Below are 17832 nucleotides of genomic sequence, written 5' to 3' on the forward strand. Positions count from 1 at the left end.
GCGGGCGATGTCTGATCAGAATTCAATAGTCAGCCAGATCGGCGATCTTGCCTCAGCGGGCGAGAAGATGATCGAGCGCCTGCGCCGCAAGGCTTTCCTGCCAGACAGCCGCAAGGGACTCAACGTCCGTGTCGGCATTGCCGAGGCCGCGCAGCTGCTCGGCTGCTCGACGAATCGCATCCGCATGGCCGAGGATGACGGCCGCCTGCCCCCGCCGCCTTCGGGCGAAAACGGGCGGCGGCTGGGCTATTCGATGGAAGAGCTGATGCACATGCGCGAAGTGCTCGGCGCCTCCCCTGCCCGCGCCCCGCTCGATGTGCCGGCGATCATCGCGGTGCAGAACTTCAAGGGCGGTGTCGGCAAGTCGACCGTCACCACCCACCTCGCCCACTATTTCGCGGTGCAGGGCTATCGCGTGCTGGTGGTGGACTGCGACAGCCAGGCCACGACGACGACGCTGTTCGGCTTCAACCCGCACTTCAACATCACCCGCGACGAAACGCTTTATCCTTATCTTTCAATCGACCCGACGCAGACCGATCTGCTCTATGCAGTCAAGCGCACGCCTTGGCCCAATGTCGACCTGATCCCCTCGAACCTCGAACTGTTCGACGTGGAGTACGAGCTTGCCGCCTCCGGTTCCGATGGCCAGTCGGTCCTCGCCGCGCGCTTCCGCAAGTTGAAGGCCGGGCTGATGGACATGGCCCGCGATTATGACGTGGTGATCCTCGATCCGCCCCCTGCGCTGGGCACGATCTCGCTGGCGGTGATGCAGGCGGCCAATGCGCTGCTGGTGCCGCTGGCCGCGACCACGCCCGATTTCTGCTCGACCGTGCAGTTCCTCTCGATGATGGACCAGGTCATCGCCCAGCTGATCGAGGCGGGAATCGCCGTGGACTACAGCTTCGTCCGCCTGATCTGTTCCAAGTTCGATGGCGGCGATCCTTCCCACGAAATGGTCCGCACCATCATGGAGCAGACCTTCGGCCCCGCCCTGCTGCCCGTGCCCATCCTCGAAAGCGCCGAGATCAGCCACGCGGCGCTGCGCATGATGACGGTCTATGAGCTGGAAAAGCCGATCGGCACGCCGCGCACCCACAAGCGCTGCCGCGCCAATCTCGATGAAGCGATGGGCCAGATCGAACAGCTCGTCCGCGCCGGCTGGGGCCGCGTCGCTCCGGCCCGAGAGGAGGACGTGATCCATGCCTGACCGTCTTGGACCCAAGTTGGAAACACCTTTCCTACAAGCTGTCGTTCACTTTATGTTCCGCGCCTTTCGCAACGAGGTGACTTATGGCGCGTAAGCAGTCGGACTATCTCGCAAGCCTACTGGCTGACGAGGAAGTGCTTGAAACAAAATCGGAAACTGCCGAAACTGTGGCTTCAGAGGTAGTGGCCGAATCGGCAGCCCCCTCCCCTGCCCCGGCTCGAAATGAACGTCTGCGCGGCACCACCTTGCTCGGCCGCGAAAGCGCGCTGGCGCGTGTGGCGAGCGGCGAAGTCCGCCAGGTCACGCAACTCCTGCTCGATCCGGCGCGGGTGCGGGTGTGGAAGGGCAATGCCCGCTCCTACGAACACCTCTCGGTCGATTCCTGCCGCGAGCTGATCGATTCGATCATTGCCGAGGGCGGCCAGAAGGTCCCTGCCGTGGTCCGCCGCATCGATGGCGATCCGGACCATGACTACGAAGTCATCGCCGGCACCCGGCGGCACTGGTCGATCTCGTGGCTGCGTTCGCACTCGTATCCCGAGATGCAGTTCGTGGCGCAAGTCGCCCAGCTTGATGACGAAGCCGCCTTCCGCCTTGCCGACCTGGAAAACCGCGCCCGCAAGGACGTTTCGGACCTCGAACGCGCACGCAACTATGCGCAGGCGCTTTACGATCATTACGGCGCGCACCTGACGCGCATGGCCGATCGGCTCAACCTGTCAAAGGGTTGGCTGTCGAAGATGCTCAAGGTCGCCTCGCTGCCTGACGCCGTGGTCGCCGCCTTTGCCAGCCCGGCCGATGTGCAGCTGAAGCCCGCGTACCCCCTTGCCCAGCTGCTCGACAATCGCGAGCTGGCGCCGGCGATCCTGCGCGAGGCCAAGGTCCTTGCCCGCCTGCAGGAAGAGCGGCGCAAGGCTGGCGATCCGGCGATTGCCGCCAATGATGTCGTCGCCCGCCTGATGGCCGCAGGCACCGTCAAGGCCGATGGCCCCCCGCGCGAGATCGTGCTCGAAGGCCGGGGCGGCAGGCCCGCCATCACGGTACGTTCGATCAACCGCCAGGGCGTGACCCTGCGCTTCCACGCCGGATCGGGCATGCACCTCGACGCCCTCCTCGAACTGGCGCGCGACGCGCTCGAACAGCTCGAGGACGAGGGGCGGAGCATCCTGCTCTGATGGAAAACGGGGGGAGGACAGCGGCGTCAGGAAAGTGTTTCCCCGGGGAAACACTTTTCGCACACGCGCCTTCCCTCTCGATCCGGACCAATGTTTCCCCGGGGAAACGAGGCGGAGCCGAGTTCAGCGCAGCTGAACATTTTTTGCAGAGGGTCCTTCGTCAGCCGCAGGCTGCGCGGAATTCAAGGTGGTGGCTGCGGGAACGGGCTGTTCCCACACCCTCACCACCCCCCCTCACCGCTCATCCTGAACTGGTTGAAGGATGCCCGACGCGACCTTGCGTTCACGGTGTTTCCCCGGGGAAACATCTCAAGCACGCACCGATAGATCCCACACACCAAAAATGTTTCCCCGGGGAAACACCCGCGAAAGCCCCCTCCCCTTGAACCGCGCCAAGCCCACCCGGGCCACACCTTCGGGCGACCAGTTCGACCTGTTCCTGCCCTATGTGGCGGACATGCCGATGCGTGATCAGCGCGAGATGATGGAGCGGCCGTTCTTCAGCCTTGCCAAATCGAAGCGCGTCAAGCCGATCGACTACACCTCCCCCGATGGCAAGCTATGGGTCCACGTCTCGGCCAGCCCCGACTATGGCATGGCGACGATCTGGGACGCCGACATCCTGATCTATTGCGCCAGCGTTCTGGCCGACATGGCGCGGCGCGGCGTGAACGATGTGCCGCGCAAGTTGAACCTGATGCCCTATGATCTGCTCCGCGCCATCGGCAGGCCGACGACCGGGCGCGCCTACGAACTGCTGGGGCAAGCGCTTGACCGTCTGGTGGCGACCACGATCAAGACCAATATCCGTGCCGAAAACAGACGCGAGGCGACCTTCTCCTGGCTCGATGGCTGGACGCAGCTGGTCGATGAAAAGACCGAACGCTCGCGCGGCATGACGATCGAGCTGTCCAACTGGTTCTGGGAAGGCGTGATGATGAAGGGCGGCGTGCTGTCCATCGACCGCGCCTATTTCGACATCACCGGCGGGCGCGAGCGCTGGCTCTACAAGGTGGCGCGCAAGCACGCGGGCGGGGCAGGGGAGGAGGGCTTTGCCATCTCCATGCCGACCCTGTTCGAGAAGTCCGGCGCCGAGGGCGAATACCGCCGCTTCAAGTTCGAGATCCTCAAGCTGGCCGAGAAGGACGCGCTGCCGGGCTATGGCCTCAGCGTCGAGACCGCCAAGGGCGGCGAGCCGATGCTGCGCATGCGCCGGATCGATGGCAAGGACGGCGCGGGCGAGGTGGGGCAGGGGACTGGCGGCGTGGTACGACAGCCCGAGGCAGAGCGCGCTTCGGCACCGTCCACCAGCAGCAAGTCCGCAGAACCCGCACCTGTCGGCGGTAGCTCGCCCTCGGGTGTTTCCCCGGGGAAACATTCTTCTCCGACCGAAACCTTCGATGCCTCGTCCCTGATCCGCAAGGCCGTGAAGGGCCTGAGCGACAACGCCAATCGCGGGTTCATGACGGACGAGACCATCGCCCACTTGCGCGAGACCTGCCCGGGCTGGGACCTTCACGCGCTCCACGCCGAGTTCGAAGGCTGGGTCAATGCCGACGCCGCGCGGCTTCCGGCCAACTGGCAGAAGGCCTTCATCGGCTTCGTCAAGCGCCACCACGAGAAGCACGGCCACACCCTGCGCCGCTGATGGCCCGCCTGTGACCACGCCGGTCACCGCGCATGCCGTTCCGAAAATGTCGTGTTCGTCAGGTGCGTCCGTTCCCGAAGTGTCGGGCATGGTAGCAGGGTGTTTCTCGCGGATTTTGCGCAAGGTCGCTTATCCACTGAATTTGAACCTCCTTGTTGGAGTTCTGTTGGAAAGTGATTCAATCCCACCACCCCACCGCACCCCTGATCCGGTCCATCGATCCATCGGGAACGCGTCTGTCCGGACTTTCGACCTATCGGGAACGCCCTTTCGATCCATCAGGAACGCAGCGCCGATCCATCGGGAACAGTTCGCCGACACTCCGGGAACGCGGGAGAGGGCGCGAATCGCGGCGAAATGGCGAGTCGGGGCAGGGCGCGGGGCGCTTAACCTGTCTAACCCTATCTAAAAGCCTCTAACCCTTGGGGAAGCTTCGCTTTGTTTGGAAGATAGAGGGATGGGGTCCTGAGGCGCTGGCCTTAGTAGAGATCGGCAGCGAAGGGGGCGGCGGCGATCGGGGTGCAGGCGTAGGGCTCGAACATCCCGTTGGAGCGAGCGAGGCCGCCGCTTTCGAGCTGACGCAACAGCTTGCCCGCGCCGGCCTTGGTCATGCCGAGGGCCCGGCCGAGCTGGGCCGGAGTCAGCTCGCCCAGACTGACGAGCAATGCCCAGGCACTACCGAGCCGGGAATGCGAGCGCAGCTGCGGGAACAGGCCCGCAAAACGGCGCGTGGCCTGCCAGATGCGGTCAAGATCGCGGGCGGCCTCGAGCATGGCCTTGAGCAGGCCGTCGCTGGCGGCATCGCGCCGCTTGGCCGCGGAGAGATCGGCCCGGAACAGGCGGCGGCGGGCCAGGGCAGGCAGGGGAATTGACGGAGCGCAGAGCGCGAGGGCTTCGGGACGGGTCAGGGCGAGGAGGTTGATCGCCCAGCACGGGCTGAGCGCGGTGGCGCCGAGCGCGTCTTCGCCCGCGTCCAGCGAGTAGCGGTGGTGCTCGATCAACGCGAGGAGACGCTCCAGTGGGTCTGTGGGGAGGCGATCGCTTGCGAGTGTGGCGATGACCGCTTCGAGCTGAGGGAGGCTCTGTGCCTCGATCGTGGCGGCCTGGCGGGCCTCTGCAGCCAAGGGGGCGACGGCGATGCGCCGGACGGTGCGCACGGCCTCTGCCAGCGGCGAGGCGGGAGAGGGGAGGGTGCGCGCGACAAGGCCGAGGAAAGCATCGCGCTCTGCCGCACATTCCGCGCCGACGAGCCGGGCGCCAAGCGTGATGCCGCGATCTTCGCGATAGGCTGCCCAGGCTTGCGAGAGCTGCCGAAGCGCCAGCGATTGCTGCATTTCCGGGGTGTAAAGCCCTGCCGGGCCGAGGTGCGTGCGGACCAGCGCGTCAAGCTGTCCGCGGCGGAAGGCGAGGGTGAGGCGGGAGGGATCGTATGCCACGGCAGGGGCAAGGGTTAGCGCGGCAGATCGCACGCGTCAACGAAAGGGATACCAAACCTGGACTTTGGTATCCTATCATGATGACCGCATTTGCCGGCAAATCAGGGCCTGACGCGCCACCCGTTGCGCTGCGCCGCCAGCTCCTCTTCGGCGCTCAACGCGGGGCCGTTCGCCATGGCCTGCGCGGCGGCGAGGACCTCGCCCGCGCTGCTGGCCTGACGGTACTGCCCGGAGGGCGCGCCGGAGTCGGTGCCGGAGCCGCTGGCGGAGCCCGTGACTGGGCTGCGGTTGCGCAATTGCCAGCCTTGCGCATCGCGGCAGGCGATGGCGGCGCCGGCGGCGCGTTCGAAGGCCCGGCAATAGGCGCCGCCTGCATCGCGGAAGCTGAGCAGGACGCGCACCGGGGCATCGGCACTCTGGCGGCCGACGAGCTGGCTATCGAGCGCGCTGGCGAGCTGGGCGTCGGCATAGCCTGCCCGGTCTGCATCGCCAGGCGGACGCAGGGTGAGGGCAAGGACCAGCGAGGCGGCGAGGGCGGGGCCGGCGAGCCATGCCCAGCGCGGCGGGCCCTTGCGGCGGGCGCGGGCCTCGGCAAGGTTGACGACGGTGTCCTGCGGGGCCTTCAGCAGCGCGGCGAGGTGATCTGGCACCGGTTCTGCGGCAATGGGCGCGAAATGGGCGCCAAGGCGCTGGGCGAGAGCGCGGTGCGCGGAAACTTGCCGTTCCAGCGCCGGGTCAGCGGCGATGGCTGCGGCCACGCGGGCGTGATCGGCTCCTTCAAGCTGGCCATCGGCAAAGGCGGCGATTTCTTCGGGGGTGGGGTTCATGCCGCTTCTCCCAGCAGGGCCATCAGGGCATCGCGCCCGCGCACCAGGCGCGAATTGAGCGTGCCGACCGGGCAGCCGACGATTTCCGCCGCTTCCTTGTAGGACCAGCCTTCGACCATCACCAGCAGCACCGCCTCGCGCTGTTCATCGGGCAGGCGGGCAAGCGCGCGATCCATGTCGCCCAGTTCAACGCGGGCTTCCTGCCCGCCCGAGGCGCCGACGCCAAGGCCCGCGTCCTCGACGACGAAGGTTTCGCTGCGGCGCGTGCGGGCGCGGATTTCGTCGATCCAGATATTGCGCATCATCCTGTACATCCAGCTGTCGAGCCGCGTGCCCTGCTGCCACCTGCTGCGCGAGCGCAGGGCGCGTTCGATGGTCATCTGGCAAAGATCGTCGGCCTCGCCCGTATCGCGCGACAGCCCGGCGGCAAAGCGCCGCAGACGCGGAAGCAGTGCAAGGATGCCATCGGCGAAGGGATCGGCCAGTGTCGTTACCTTTCTGATGGATAGAACGGGTGGCGTCGTTCGTTTAATCCGTGTGACAGCGATAATATGGCAATAATTCCATGAACATGAAACGCCTGACCCTTTCCCTGATCGCACTGGGTGCCGTGGCGACGCCGCTGGGCGCGCAATTGGCGCTTCCCGACATGGGGCAGGGGGCGGCGGGGCGCACGCTGGGCGGAATTGGCGGCTCGCTGGGCGATATGGTTGGCGATCTGGGGGGCCAGACAGTCGGCCAGACCGTGGGCAGCGTCACCCGGACTGTGCGGGGCTTGGCCGAGGCTCGGCTGGACCGGCTCGACAGGCTGGCGCGCGCCAACCGCAAGCTGATCGAGAAGGACGCGGCGGGCGATCTGGCCCGGCGGGGGGAACTGCTGCTGCTGGACGGCGGTGCAGATGCCATTGCCACGGCACAACGCGCAGGCTTTGTCGTGCTTTCGCGCGAGCGGCTGGACGATCTTGGGGTTGAAGTGGTGCGGCTGGCGGTGCCTTCGGGCATGGGGCTGGCACGCGCGCAGGGCGTGCTGGCGCAGGCGCTGCCGGGGGCGACGATATCCGCCGATACGCTGCACTTTCCGGGCGGCACTGCGTCGGGCAGGGCAGGGGACGCGGCGGGGGGCGTAACAAGGGCCATGCCGCCGATTGCCACGCCTGTTGGCGTGATCGACGGGGGCGCGACGCCGGTGCTGAAGCCTGCCGAAATGCGCGGCTTTGCGCGTGGTGCGCCCAAGGCCAGCGATCATGGCAGCGCGGTGACCTCGCTGCTGCAGTTCGCCGGGGTGCAGCGCGTGCTGGTGGCCGATGTCTATGGCAGCGATCCTGCGGGCGGCAACGCGCTGGCCGTGGCCCGGGCGCTCGACTGGCTGGTCGGCAAGGGGGTGAAGGTGGTCTCCGTCAGCCTCGTCGGGCCTGCCAACCCGCTGCTGGCGCGGGCGGTGGCGGCAGCGCAGGGCAGGGGCGCGGTGATCGTGGCCGCGGTGGGCAACGATGGCCCGGCTGCGCCGCCTGCGTATCCTGCGTCCTACCCCGGCGTGATCGCCGTGACCGCGGTGGACGGGCGCAACCGCGCGCTGATCGAGGCGGGGCGGGCGCTGCACCTCGACTATGCCGCGCCGGGGGCCGACATCGCGGCGACCAATGCGGCGGGCCGGCGGGTGAAAGTGCGCGGCACATCGTTTGCAACGCCGCTGGTGGCATCGCGCGTGGCGCTGAAATGGGGCGCAGGCATGGGGCCGAAGCTCGATGCCGAGGCGATCGATCTGGGCGCGCGCGGGCCGGATGGCACTTATGGGCGCGGGCTGCTGTGCACGATATGCCGGCCTGCGCGGTAGGGTGACGAGGGACGGGCGCTGAATGCCCACCCCCAAACCCTCCCGCCTGCGGGAGGGGAGCGAGACTTGGCGAGCCGAAGGCGAGATCAGTCGCAGCGGGGTGGGCGGTTGGCGCTGGCGTTCGCAATCCGGGTGATTTCCGAAAAAATGCGGGGGGCGTGAATTAAAGCGGCGAGCCCATCCGTTTTCCTCGTGAAGGGCCGTGCGAGAGGCGGCCCTGCAGAGATTGAGGAAAGGAAATCACGATGCGCAAGTTCCTGATCGCTTCGACCGCCATGCTGATCGCGCTGGCTCCTGCCGCACAGGCCCAGATCCTTGGGGGCGGGGGCATCGGCGGTGGATTGGGTGGATCGCTGGGCGGCACGCTTGGCGGCTCGATCGGTGGTGGTTCAATCGGCGGCAGCACCATTGGCCGGACCATGGACAGCGTCGACAGCACGACGCGCAGCACTGTCCGCAGCACCACGCGCGGATCGGCCGATGCCACGGGCCGGGCTTCGGCCAGCAAGTCGGTCGACCGCAAGAGCGGCAAGGTTGGCGCGCAGGGCAGCGCCGACGGTTCGCTGACCGGCAGCCTTGGCCAGACGCTTGGCAGCCCGGCCGGAATGACCGGCACCCGCGCTTCCGGCTCGGCAACGGGCGGGGCTTCGGGCGGGGCGAATGCGCAACTGATCGGCACCGATGCCGTGCGTTCGACCGCTGGCGACGTGGCGGGGGCGGCCCGCAGCACGGCGCGCGGGGCGGTTGACGGCACCCGCAGCACGGCCGGAGCGCTGGCGACGACGGGGCGCAGCGCCGCGGGCTCTGCCGCCGGCATGGCGAGCGGTTCGGCAAGTGGCGCGGCCAATGGTGCGCTTTCGGGCGGTGCGGGATCGCTGGCGCTGGCCGGCAGCGCGGCCTCTTCGGCGCAAGGCGCGTTCTCGCTCAGCAAGGGCATGAGCGTGCTTGGCCCCGATGGCGAAAAGATCGGCAAGATCCGCGAGGTGATCGCCGACAGCCGCGGGCGGGTGCAGTCGCTGCTGGTCAAGGTCGATGGCGAAAAGGCGATGCTGCCCGCCGCCAACTTCAGCGGCAGCGGGAACGCCGTCGTCTCGGCCATGGGCGAGGGCCAGATCAAGCGCGTGGCCCAGCAGCAGGACGCCGCCGCGGAGGATTGATGTAAAGGCAGGCAAAACACGCTGAAGGCGCGGTCCCGGGGAAGGACCGCGCCTTTTTTGCGTGGGGGGCGTGGCCGGATCGGTGCAAGCTGCGTTTGCTCTGGCCGGAAGGGCATGGCATCGTGGCAATCCGATGGTGGTGAGGGGGACGGCGCTTGTTGGCAATGATTTCAAGGGTTTGGCGCAAGTCAGGCGAGTGCGGCGGGCGGGTTTTCCTGCCCTTGCTGGCGGTGCTTGCTGCGGGAGTTACGTCTCCCGCGCAGGCCAGCACTTTTACCGAGGAAGAAGTTGTCTGTCCGGTCGGCGGCGAAAAGTTCACGCGAATGGCGCTGATGTCTATCTCGACCTGGGGTGCGCTGCCGGATGGAATGCCTTTGGGTTCGGGCCGGTTTCCGGTGGAATTGCCGCAGTGCCCATCGAACGGGCTGGTGATGTACCGCGACTTCACGCCTGAGGAAGTGGCGCGGCTTGCGCCGTTCATCGCGAGCGAGGGTTACAAGGCGCTGCGCAGCGCAGGCGAGACGCCGCGCTATCTGGCCTATCGCACCGCGCAGTTTCTGGGCGACAAGGATCTGCACTGGTGGTTGCTGGAAGCAAGCTGGGAGGCGAAGAACGACGATCCGGCAGGCGAACGGGCGCGGCGCTATAACGCGGAATTCGTCGAGGCGGCGCGGCTGGTGAAGCCGGATGCGGGGAACCTCGAAGCCATTGCCGCGCGATTCCGGCTTGCGAACGGTTTGCGCGAACTCGGCAGCTTTGATGAGGCCGAGGCGGTTCGGGCAAGCATCGTCATTTCGCCCAAGGCTGGCGGAAAGGGCACGGAGGCTCGGGAAAACCGGACTGCGTGGGCCGGGATGATTGCCGATCTGGCAGGACCGATCGCGCGAAAGGAGACGAGCCGCATCCCCATCGACATGCTGGGTGTGCGCGAGGCGGCGGGGTTCTGCCTGCGCAAGGAGATCGCCGCGAAGTTCGAGGAACCGTCGCCGCCACCTCTGACGGCGTTCGAGCAGGAGTATTGCGCGGGGCCGAAGCTCAGCGAGCCGATCAAGGAGCGGCGCAAGTGGCTGCTTGAGGAGGAGTAGCGGCGAGGGCGCGGTTGCGGATTTGCCCCTCCGTCAGCGCTTCGCGCTGCCACCTCCCCATTTGCACTTCGTGAAAATGGGGAGGATCGATTGTGTTCTGGCCCATTTGCACTTTGTGAAAATGGGGAGGATTGTGTCGTCTTGATCCTCCCTGTTTTTGCGTGAGCACAAACGGGGAGGTGGCATTTGCTTCAGCAAATGACGGAGGGGTCCCTCAGCCCGCATCCTCCAAAATCAGTTCCGCCGCGCGTTCCGCTACCGCCATCGCCGGGCCGTTCGTGTTGCCGGAAATCGGGGTGGGCATGATCGAGCAGTCGACGACGCGCAGGGAGCCGACGCCGTGGACGCGGGCGCGGGCGTCGGTGACGGAGGTGGCCTCATTGGTGCCCATGGCGCATGTGCCGGTGCCGTGGAGGCCGACTTCTACCATTTTCGCCAGTTCGGCGAGGATCGCGGCCTCGTCCTGCACGTCGGGGCCGGGCATGCGCTCCTTGCCGATGTAGGGCTTGAGCGGTTCCGATGCGGCGATGGCGCGGAACAGGCGGAAGAGTTCGAGGCTCTTGGCCTTGTCCGACGGATCGGACCAGATCGCCGCGTCGGCGACCGGGGCATCGCGGAAGTTCGGCGAGGTGAGGCGGATCGAGCCGCGGCTCTTGGGGCGCAGGTGGTAGCCCGAGAAGGTGAGGCCGGGATTGGGCGTGAGGGGGCTGCCGGGGCGGGCGGCCATCTCGTTCACGGTGCGCATGGCGAAAGGCGCGGCGCCGACCTGAAGATCGGGCCAGTCCTCGGGCGTGCCTTCGCTGGCGACCAGGCCGGTGATCGGCATGCCGACGCGGGCGAGGTGGCCGGTGCCGGTGAGGAAATACTGGAGGGCATTGCGATAGAGCCGCCAACCGAAGAATTCGCGGTTGGTGCCGGGGTGGTTCGTCAGGTCGAACGAGACGCCGAACTTGGTGTGATCGGACAGGTTCTGGCCGACGCGGGCCAGGTCCTTGATCACCGGGATGCCCAGGGCCTGCAGCGTGGCGCCGGGGCCGACGCCCGACAGCTGGAGCAGCTGCGGCGAGCCATAGACGCCGGCGGAAAGGATTACTTCCTTCGCGGCGGTGTGGGTGCGCTCTTCCCCATGGGCTTCGGTGACGACGCCGGTGGCGCGGCCGCCCTCGATGGTGACGCGCTTTACCGCCGTGTGCTGGGCAATCGTCAGGTTGTGGCGGCCGAGGATCGGCATGACGAAAGCCTTGTACGAGCTTTCGCGCACGCCCTTGCGATCGACGGTGTACTGGCTGCGGCCGACGCCCTGCTTGCCGGGCGTGGTGATATCGTCAAGCCAGGGCATGCCCTGCGTGCCGAAGCCGGCGACCAGCGCATCGAGCACCGGGGACTGGTAGGTCGAGGCAGTGACCTGCAGTTCACCACCCTGGCCTCGGCCGGGATGCGCGCCGGGATCGCGATAGTCCTCGAACTTCCTGTAGCAGCGGGCGATTTCATCCCAGCCCCAGCCCGACAGGCCGTGGTCGGTCCAGCTGTCGAAGTCCTTGGGCATGCCGGTGAGATACCAGGTGCCGTTGATGGCCGAGGAGCCACCCATGCCGCGCCCGTAAGTGTGGATGCCGCCGCGCATGCCGGGGCGCGGTTCGGTCTGATAGACGCGGAAATAATCGGGGTTGCCCATCATCTTGATGAAGCCGCCGGCCATCTTGATGAAGGGGTGCTGGTTGTCGCCGCCGTCCTCGATCAGCAGGACGCGGTTCTGCGGATCGGCGCTGAGGCGGTTGGCCAGAACGCAGCCTGCCGAGCCCGCGCCCACGATGATGTAATCGAATTCCGCCATGACCCTCTGGCACCTGTCCCTGAATTAGAATAGAACTGAAGTTCTCTTTTTATCTGCACAGGCCTTGACCCGCTGTCAAGCGACGATTAGAAGAACCATTCTAATTATCGGGAGAGCAATCGTGCTGCCAGTCGAACGGGTGATCGGAGAAGAAGGACTTGCCGCTACGGCAGGCGGGTTGAAGCTGGCGATGCGCCTGCCTTGGTATCGCTCGCTGCCGTTTTCGGTGGTGGAAGTGGGGCCGCTGTCGGTCGATGGCGAAGCTGTGGACCTGACCGACGCGCTGATCGAGTACAATGGCCAGCAGTGGCCGCTGGCGGAGAACGGCGAGAAGGTGGACACCTTCTGGTTCATCCGCGATTCGGCGTTTCTGGTGCTGCCTTCATTGAGCGCCGAGGTGGGTGAGACGCGCGAGGTTTCGCTGAACCTGTTCATCAGCCCGCCCTACATTCCGGGGATGCGGCGCACCAATCCGCAGACCTCCACGCTCACTGTCGAAGCTGCCTGAGAGAGGACCGGCATTATGACCACGACCGCAACCGGCCCCCAGACCGGCGTTACGCTCTATTCCTTCACCAACGAGTACCTGACCCGCCAGTTCGAACTCGATACGCTGCTGGCCGAAGTGGCCAAGCGCAACCTGGGTCCGAACATCGAGATCATCGGCTTTCAGAACTTCCGTGAATTTCCTGACGTTTCGGACAAGTTCGCGGAGGAGTTCAAGCATATGATCGCCGACACGGGGCTGAACCCGGTGTCCTGCGCGATCAATTCCGACCGCTTCCTCAAGCCCGGCGCGCAGCCGATCGAGGATGCCGCGCTGGTGGAATACCACAAGCGCCAGCTGCGTTCGGCCAAGAAGATGGGCTTCAGCCTGGTGCGCTATCAGTTCGCGCTGCCGGTGCACCTGCTGCCGGAAATCGCGCCCTATGCCGAAGAGCTGGACATCCGCATGGGCGTGGAAGTTCACGCGCCGATGTGGGCCGGGCACCCCGCCGTGCAGGCCTATGGCGAGATGTACGACAAGCTGAACACGCCGTACCTGGGCTGGATTCCCGACTTCGGCGGCACGGCAAGCCGCATCCCGGAATCGATGCTCGATGCCGCGCGCGCCAAGGGCGCCAAGGAAGACCTGCTCGACAAGCTGAAGGAAGTCTGGCTCGAGGACGGCATGAGCCACGAGAAGGCCGGCCGCCTGCGTGAATGGGCGCTGCCCAAGGGGCATGGCCCGCTCGAAGTTCAGGCGGCGTGCCTGGCGTTCTTCATCCTTTCGAACCACGATCCCAAGAGCTGGGCGGCGCTGGTTGACCGCACCATCCACATCCACGGCAAGTTCTATGGCGTGAGCGAGGATCTGGTCGAGGAAGCGATCGATTACGACACGATCCTGCCGCTGTTCAAGGATGGCGGGTTCACCGGCACGATGGTCTCCGAATGGGAAGGCCATGCCTATGACATGCGCGATGCCTTCGAACAGGTCCGCCGCCACCAGGCGATGGCCCGCCGCATCTGGGGGAACTGAGTCATGGCTTTCGAACTCTCGGTAAACCTTGAATACGGCTTCACCGAAGCGGGTGAGAAGATCGAGGACCGCATTGCCGCAGCAGCGGCGGCGGGCTTCCGCAAGGTGGAACTGTTCCTGCTCAAGGGCCGCGATCTCGATGCGATCAAGGCAGCGCTGGATGCGCATGGCGTTGAGCTGATCAGCACGGTTGCGGACTATGTGACGCAGCTGGTCGATCCCGCCACGCACGAGGGTTTCCTCGAAGTGTTCCGCGAGGCGGCAGCGGCGGCAAAGTTCCTCGGCTGCTCGAACGTGGTGGTCACTTCAGGGCGCGGCGTGCCGTGGCTGAAGCGGCCGGTGCAGCTTTCGATCTTTGCCGATGCCCTGCGCAAGATCCTGCCGATCGCCGAGGAGCTGGACGTGACGATCCTGCTCGAATCCGCCAACACCCGGCATGACCATCCCGGCGTGCTGTGTTCGACCACGCAGGACAGCGTGGTGGTGGCCGACATGGTCGACAGCCCTCGCGTCAAGGTGCTCTACGACCTTTACCATTCGGTGGTCGAGGGTGAGGACCCGGAAGCCGCGCTTTCGGCCGCGATGCATCAGGTGGTGCACGTGCAGGTGGCCGATGCGCCGGGGCGCGGCGAGCCGGGCAGCGGCAAGATCGACTGGCCGGAGGCACTCGCCCGCTTCGAGCGTCTGGGCTACAAGGGCACGATCGGGCTGGAACTGCAGCCGACCAAGCCTTCGGTCGAGGCGTTTGGCTATATCCGCGGGCTTTGCGGCTGATTTACCCCTCCGTCAGTCCTTCGGACTGCCACCTCCCCATTTGCACTTCGTGAAAATGGGGAGGATCAAAGGGGAAGATGCGCCCACAGATGCGGGTTGCATGCGCGAGCGATAGCGCCCAGACCTTTATTCCATGCAACCTCATGTCATCGCTGCCGTTTTGTGGGCTGTCATTCTGGGCGGGGCGGGTGGTATCCTGACCGAGATCGGGCTGTGGTATCGCAATCTCAGGAAGCCTTCGTGGCAGCCGCCGGACTGGCTGTTCGGCCCGGCGTGGACAGTAATCCTGGGGCTGGCGGCGTGGGCCGCGGTGCTGAGCTGGGATGCCGCCGCCAACGAGGCCGGGCGGATGACAGTGATCGCGCTGTTTGCGGTGAATTTCGTGTGTCACTTCCTGTGGTCGCCGCTGTTCTTTGCGCGCAAGCGGCCGGATTGGGCGCTGGTCGAGGTGGTGCCGCTGTGGCTTTCGGTGCTGGCGCTGTGCGTGATGCTGCGCGAGTTCTCGGTGCTGGCGAGCTGGCTGATCGTGCCCTACCTTGCCTGGGTGAGCTTTGCCGCCTGTCTGAACCTTGCGATCGTGCGGCTGAACCGGCCTTTCGGGGACGTGAGGGAAATCTCGTAGACTTGTGAATTGCCTCACATCTTTCTGCGACGAAGCGAGCTAATCAGCCCTTGCGACCCGAAGGGCTCTGCCAGTCAGAGTTCCTGAACTTCAAGGGGACGGCGCGAGCGATCGGGCCGTCCCCCTTTTTTTGCTGGATGCCCACCCCCAACCCCTCCCGCCTGCGGGAGGGGAGCGAGACTTGCGCTTGCGCAGCAAGCGTTAGTCGCAGCGGGGTGGGTTTCGCCCCCTGCACCATTCCCGTTCTGGTCAGTACGATCCCTGCTTGCGGATCAGGGCGATCTCGGCCTCGCCAAGATCGCGGATCATCACGTTGCGCATGAACACTTCGGCGGCCTCGAATTCGAGCGCGATGCGCCCGTGGGTGAGGGGCTGGCCGTTGCGGTCGATCATGCGGAACAGGGTGTTGACGATGCGGCCGTTGACCATGTGCGCGGCCTGATCGCCGAAGACGACGAGGTCGACCGTGTTCCAGCCATCCATGCGTTCGTAAGTGCCGGCGTGGCGGTGCCACTGGCGGGCGATGCCGCCGGCCTTGATCTGTTCGGCGTAATCCGTGGGCAGGCCGGGAAAGTAGGTCGGCCATAGCGGCGTGCCGCCGAGCAGCGGGCCTTGCAGCGCGCGGGTGTTGACCATGATCGCATCGCCGATGTCGCCTTCCTCGAACTGGAATTCGACGCAATCGGGGAACAGGCGGTCAAGCTCTGGGGCCATGTGGTAAAGCAGGCCGGAATTGCGGCGCTGCCAGACGCGGGGGGCAAAGCGGCGCTCGCCGAAGCGGAAGTCCATGCGCAAGTGGTAGTTGGCGTGGAGCGAGGTGGTGGCGATGTGGCCGAAGCTGGCCCTATCGGGTTCGGTGAAGCTGGGGCCGAGCATGTGCAGCACGCCCTTTTCGATGCGGATGGCATCGTGAGCGTCGCGGTTGCCTTCACCGTCCTGATAGATCGTCCAGCCATCGAGATTGCGGCCGTTGAACAGCGGGCGCCATGGTGATGGGGCAGGGGCGGCGCGGGCCGATGCAGGGAGGGCGCAGGTGGCGGCAGCGGCAGCGAGGCCCTGCAGCAGGGTGCGGCGGCTGGGCACGGGCATCTCTCCCTCTGGATGGAGACCTTGCGCCCCCGCTTTCGCGAAAGCGCAAGGCTCGGGATTACGCGGCGAGCGCGAGGTCCTTGGTGTCCTTGGTGGTGGGGACGAAGGGCAGGTAGGAGACGCGGTAGCGCACGGCGAAGGTGATCTGGTGATCGCCTGCGGCAAGTCCGCCGTTGAGCACGATGATTCGGGCCTTCTCGCCGAAGTTCCAGCGATCGTCGTAGACGGTTTCCATCTCGTCGAGCGTGTAGGTGTTGCCGTGGGCCGAGAAGCGCACGGTTTCACGCGGCTGCACGGCGCCGTCGACGGTGACCTGGATGTCCTCGATCATCGAGAGGCCGAGGCCGCGGTAGTAGGGCAGGCGTCCAAGGAAGGAGAAGCCGCCGTTCTCGCTGCGGAGGCTGCCCTCGACGATCATCTTGTTGTCCATCATGGGAAGAATCTCCTTATTCTGCAGCTTCGGCCATGGCTTCCGCATCGGCGCAAGCGGTGGGCGAGGTCTTGATCGCGGGGTCCTGCGCTTCGCCGAGAAGGCGGGCGAGCATGACCTGCTGGCGGCGGACCTGTTCGACCGAATCCGGCTCCTGCGCGTCTTCGATCCAGCGGTTGCCTTCGTATTCCGAGCAGATGTAGCCTTCGTAGCCGCCCTGGTTCAGCACTTCGACGATCTTGTCGTAGGGGATCGAGGGTTCCACGTAGTCCTCGGTCATCTGGTAGAACTTGCCGTGGATGTTGTGGATGCGCGGCATGAAGTCGAGCATGCGCTTGGGCTCGTAGGCGGCGTTGTGGCGCATGGTTTCAGCCATGGCGATGGCAGGGCCGGTGCCGCCCATATCCTGCACGCCAAGGATCACGTATTCCGACAGCACGCGGTCCTCGTAGGACTTGACGATGTAGTCGGCGATGTTCTGCGGCACGCCCATGCGCAGGAACTTCTCGGTCCACACCGGCGGGAAGGCGTGGAGGAACATGCCCATGTCGGGCAGGAAGCCGAGCGCATCCGAACCGGACTTCTCGAAGGCTTCGGCGTGGCGGATGATCCACGGGTGATCGAAGTGCAGCGGGGCGTGGACCTCGATCAGGATCTTGATGCCCTTTTCCTCGGCATAAGGCGCGGCGGCCACCAGCACTTCGGGCGCGATCGAGACGAGGGCGCGGATGTACTTCGCGCCAAGGCGGGCGCCGAAGTCGATGTCCTTCTTCACGCTGGCGACCTGCTCTTCCAAGGGCATCAGGCGGCCCTTGTAGCGCTTGTAGTCCAGCATGAAGTCATGACAGACGGCGGTGCAATCGTACTGCGCGATCATGCGGTGCCAGTTGTCGATCTCGGCATCGGCCACGCCATATTCGGGCCAGCCCCAGAACGACTGTTCGCCGATGACCTCGATGCCCTTGGCGCCGAGTTCGGCACTGGTGCGGATGCAGTCCTCGAGGGTCATCTTACCCTGGAAGGTTTCGTTCTGGTAGGAATAGAGGCTCACGCCCCTCTTGATCTTGGACACACGTCACCTCTTGGCGGGGTTGTTGCGGATGGCGGGGCGCGCTGACACACGCGGCCTGAGTTTGAGGCGGGAAGGGGCGCGCAAGCGTGCTGGCCTTTCGCTCTCTCCAAAGGGTCT

At 65.9% G+C, this 17832-nt stretch carries 17 protein-coding genes; 10 read left to right on the forward strand and 7 right to left on the reverse strand.

Annotation, left to right across the window (positions count from 1 at the left end; translation table 11 throughout):
* Positions 1–7: 7 nt before the first annotated feature.
* The 3 genes from ACZ1JY_RS16070 (at position 8) to ACZ1JY_RS16080 (ending at position 4033) form a co-directional block, all read left to right on the forward strand.
* On the forward strand, positions 8–1210 hold the full coding sequence (locus ACZ1JY_RS16070; protein WP_039335745.1) for an AAA family ATPase: 1203 nt from the start codon (positions 8–10) through the stop codon (positions 1208–1210).
* A gap of 83 nt (positions 1211–1293) precedes the next feature.
* Positions 1294–2385, forward strand: a complete 1092-nt coding sequence (locus tag ACZ1JY_RS16075; protein WP_465131286.1) for a ParB/RepB/Spo0J family partition protein — start codon at positions 1294–1296, stop codon at positions 2383–2385.
* A 457-nt stretch (positions 2386–2842) separates the two neighbouring features.
* Complete coding sequence (locus ACZ1JY_RS16080) at positions 2843–4033, forward strand: replication initiator protein A (protein ID WP_465131552.1); 1191 nt, start codon at positions 2843–2845, stop codon at positions 4031–4033.
* A 479-nt stretch (positions 4034–4512) separates the two neighbouring features.
* On the opposite strand, the gene ACZ1JY_RS16085 is transcribed toward ACZ1JY_RS16080, so the two are convergent.
* The 3 genes from ACZ1JY_RS16085 to ACZ1JY_RS16095 form a co-directional block, all read right to left on the reverse strand.
* The gene (locus ACZ1JY_RS16085; protein WP_465131287.1) at positions 4513–5469 is read right to left on the reverse strand and encodes a hypothetical protein; all 957 of its coding nucleotides are present in this window, start codon (positions 5467–5469) and stop codon (positions 4513–4515) included.
* A gap of 101 nt (positions 5470–5570) precedes the next feature.
* Complete coding sequence (locus tag ACZ1JY_RS16090; RefSeq protein ID WP_465131288.1) at positions 5571–6296, reverse strand: hypothetical protein; 726 nt, start codon at positions 6294–6296, stop codon at positions 5571–5573.
* Positions 6293–6781 carry an RNA polymerase sigma factor gene (locus ACZ1JY_RS16095; protein ID WP_465131553.1) on the reverse strand — a complete coding sequence of 163 codons (489 nt, stop codon included), beginning with the start codon at positions 6779–6781 and terminating at the stop codon, positions 6293–6295. The genes ACZ1JY_RS16090 and ACZ1JY_RS16095 overlap by 4 nt, the downstream gene beginning before the upstream one ends.
* Positions 6782–6867: 86 nt before the next feature.
* On the opposite strand from ACZ1JY_RS16095, the gene ACZ1JY_RS16100 reads away from it, so the two are divergent.
* From ACZ1JY_RS16100 to ACZ1JY_RS16110, 3 genes are all read left to right on the forward strand, one after another.
* Positions 6868–8130 (forward strand): S8 family serine peptidase, encoded by a 1263-nt coding sequence (locus ACZ1JY_RS16100; protein WP_465131289.1) that lies wholly within the window; start codon positions 6868–6870, stop codon positions 8128–8130.
* 245 nt (positions 8131–8375) lie between these two features.
* On the forward strand, positions 8376–9287 hold the full coding sequence (locus ACZ1JY_RS16105) for a PRC-barrel domain-containing protein (protein ID WP_465131290.1): 912 nt from the start codon (positions 8376–8378) through the stop codon (positions 9285–9287).
* A gap of 164 nt (positions 9288–9451) precedes the next feature.
* Positions 9452–10372: a hypothetical protein gene (locus ACZ1JY_RS16110; protein WP_465131291.1), complete on the forward strand. Its 921-nt coding sequence runs from the start codon at positions 9452–9454 to the stop codon at positions 10370–10372.
* A 214-nt stretch (positions 10373–10586) separates the two neighbouring features.
* Here the strand turns inward: ACZ1JY_RS16110 and ACZ1JY_RS16115 are convergent, their stop codons facing one another.
* On the reverse strand, positions 10587–12206 hold the full coding sequence (locus ACZ1JY_RS16115) for a GMC family oxidoreductase (protein WP_465131292.1): 1620 nt from the start codon (positions 12204–12206) through the stop codon (positions 10587–10589).
* Between the two features lie 121 nt (positions 12207–12327).
* Between ACZ1JY_RS16115 and ACZ1JY_RS16120 the strand changes: the two genes are divergently transcribed.
* From ACZ1JY_RS16120 to ACZ1JY_RS16135, 4 genes are all read left to right on the forward strand, one after another.
* Positions 12328–12714, forward strand: a complete 387-nt coding sequence (locus ACZ1JY_RS16120) for a C-glycoside deglycosidase beta subunit domain-containing protein (RefSeq protein ID WP_465131293.1) — start codon at positions 12328–12330, stop codon at positions 12712–12714.
* 15 nt (positions 12715–12729) lie between these two features.
* Complete coding sequence (locus tag ACZ1JY_RS16125) at positions 12730–13728, forward strand: sugar phosphate isomerase/epimerase family protein (protein ID WP_465131294.1); 999 nt, start codon at positions 12730–12732, stop codon at positions 13726–13728.
* Positions 13729–13731: 3 nt separating this feature from the next.
* Entirely contained in the window at positions 13732–14502 is a 771-nt protein-coding gene (locus ACZ1JY_RS16130; protein WP_465131295.1) for a TIM barrel protein, read from the forward strand.
* A gap of 133 nt (positions 14503–14635) precedes the next feature.
* Positions 14636–15124, forward strand: a complete 489-nt coding sequence (locus ACZ1JY_RS16135) for a TspO/MBR family protein (RefSeq protein ID WP_465131296.1) — start codon at positions 14636–14638, stop codon at positions 15122–15124.
* A 249-nt stretch (positions 15125–15373) separates the two neighbouring features.
* Here the strand turns inward: ACZ1JY_RS16135 and ACZ1JY_RS16140 are convergent, their stop codons facing one another.
* The 3 genes from ACZ1JY_RS16140 to ACZ1JY_RS16150 all read right to left on the reverse strand — a co-directional run bounded on the left by ACZ1JY_RS16140 (position 15374) and on the right by ACZ1JY_RS16150 (position 17652).
* Positions 15374–16207: a 3-keto-disaccharide hydrolase gene (locus ACZ1JY_RS16140; RefSeq protein ID WP_465131297.1), complete on the reverse strand. Its 834-nt coding sequence runs from the start codon at positions 16205–16207 to the stop codon at positions 15374–15376.
* Positions 16208–16271: 64 nt separating this feature from the next.
* A complete protein-coding gene (locus ACZ1JY_RS16145; RefSeq protein ID WP_118075090.1) occupies positions 16272–16646 on the reverse strand; it encodes a C-glycoside deglycosidase beta subunit domain-containing protein in 375 nt (124 codons plus the stop codon).
* Between the two features lie 13 nt (positions 16647–16659).
* Positions 16660–17652 (reverse strand): sugar phosphate isomerase/epimerase family protein, encoded by a 993-nt coding sequence (locus ACZ1JY_RS16150; RefSeq protein ID WP_465131554.1) that lies wholly within the window; start codon positions 17650–17652, stop codon positions 16660–16662.
* Between the last annotated feature and the right edge of the window lie 180 nt (positions 17653–17832).

Source organism: Novosphingobium sp. BL-A-41-Hi4B-X5A, from assembly GCF_055521705.1.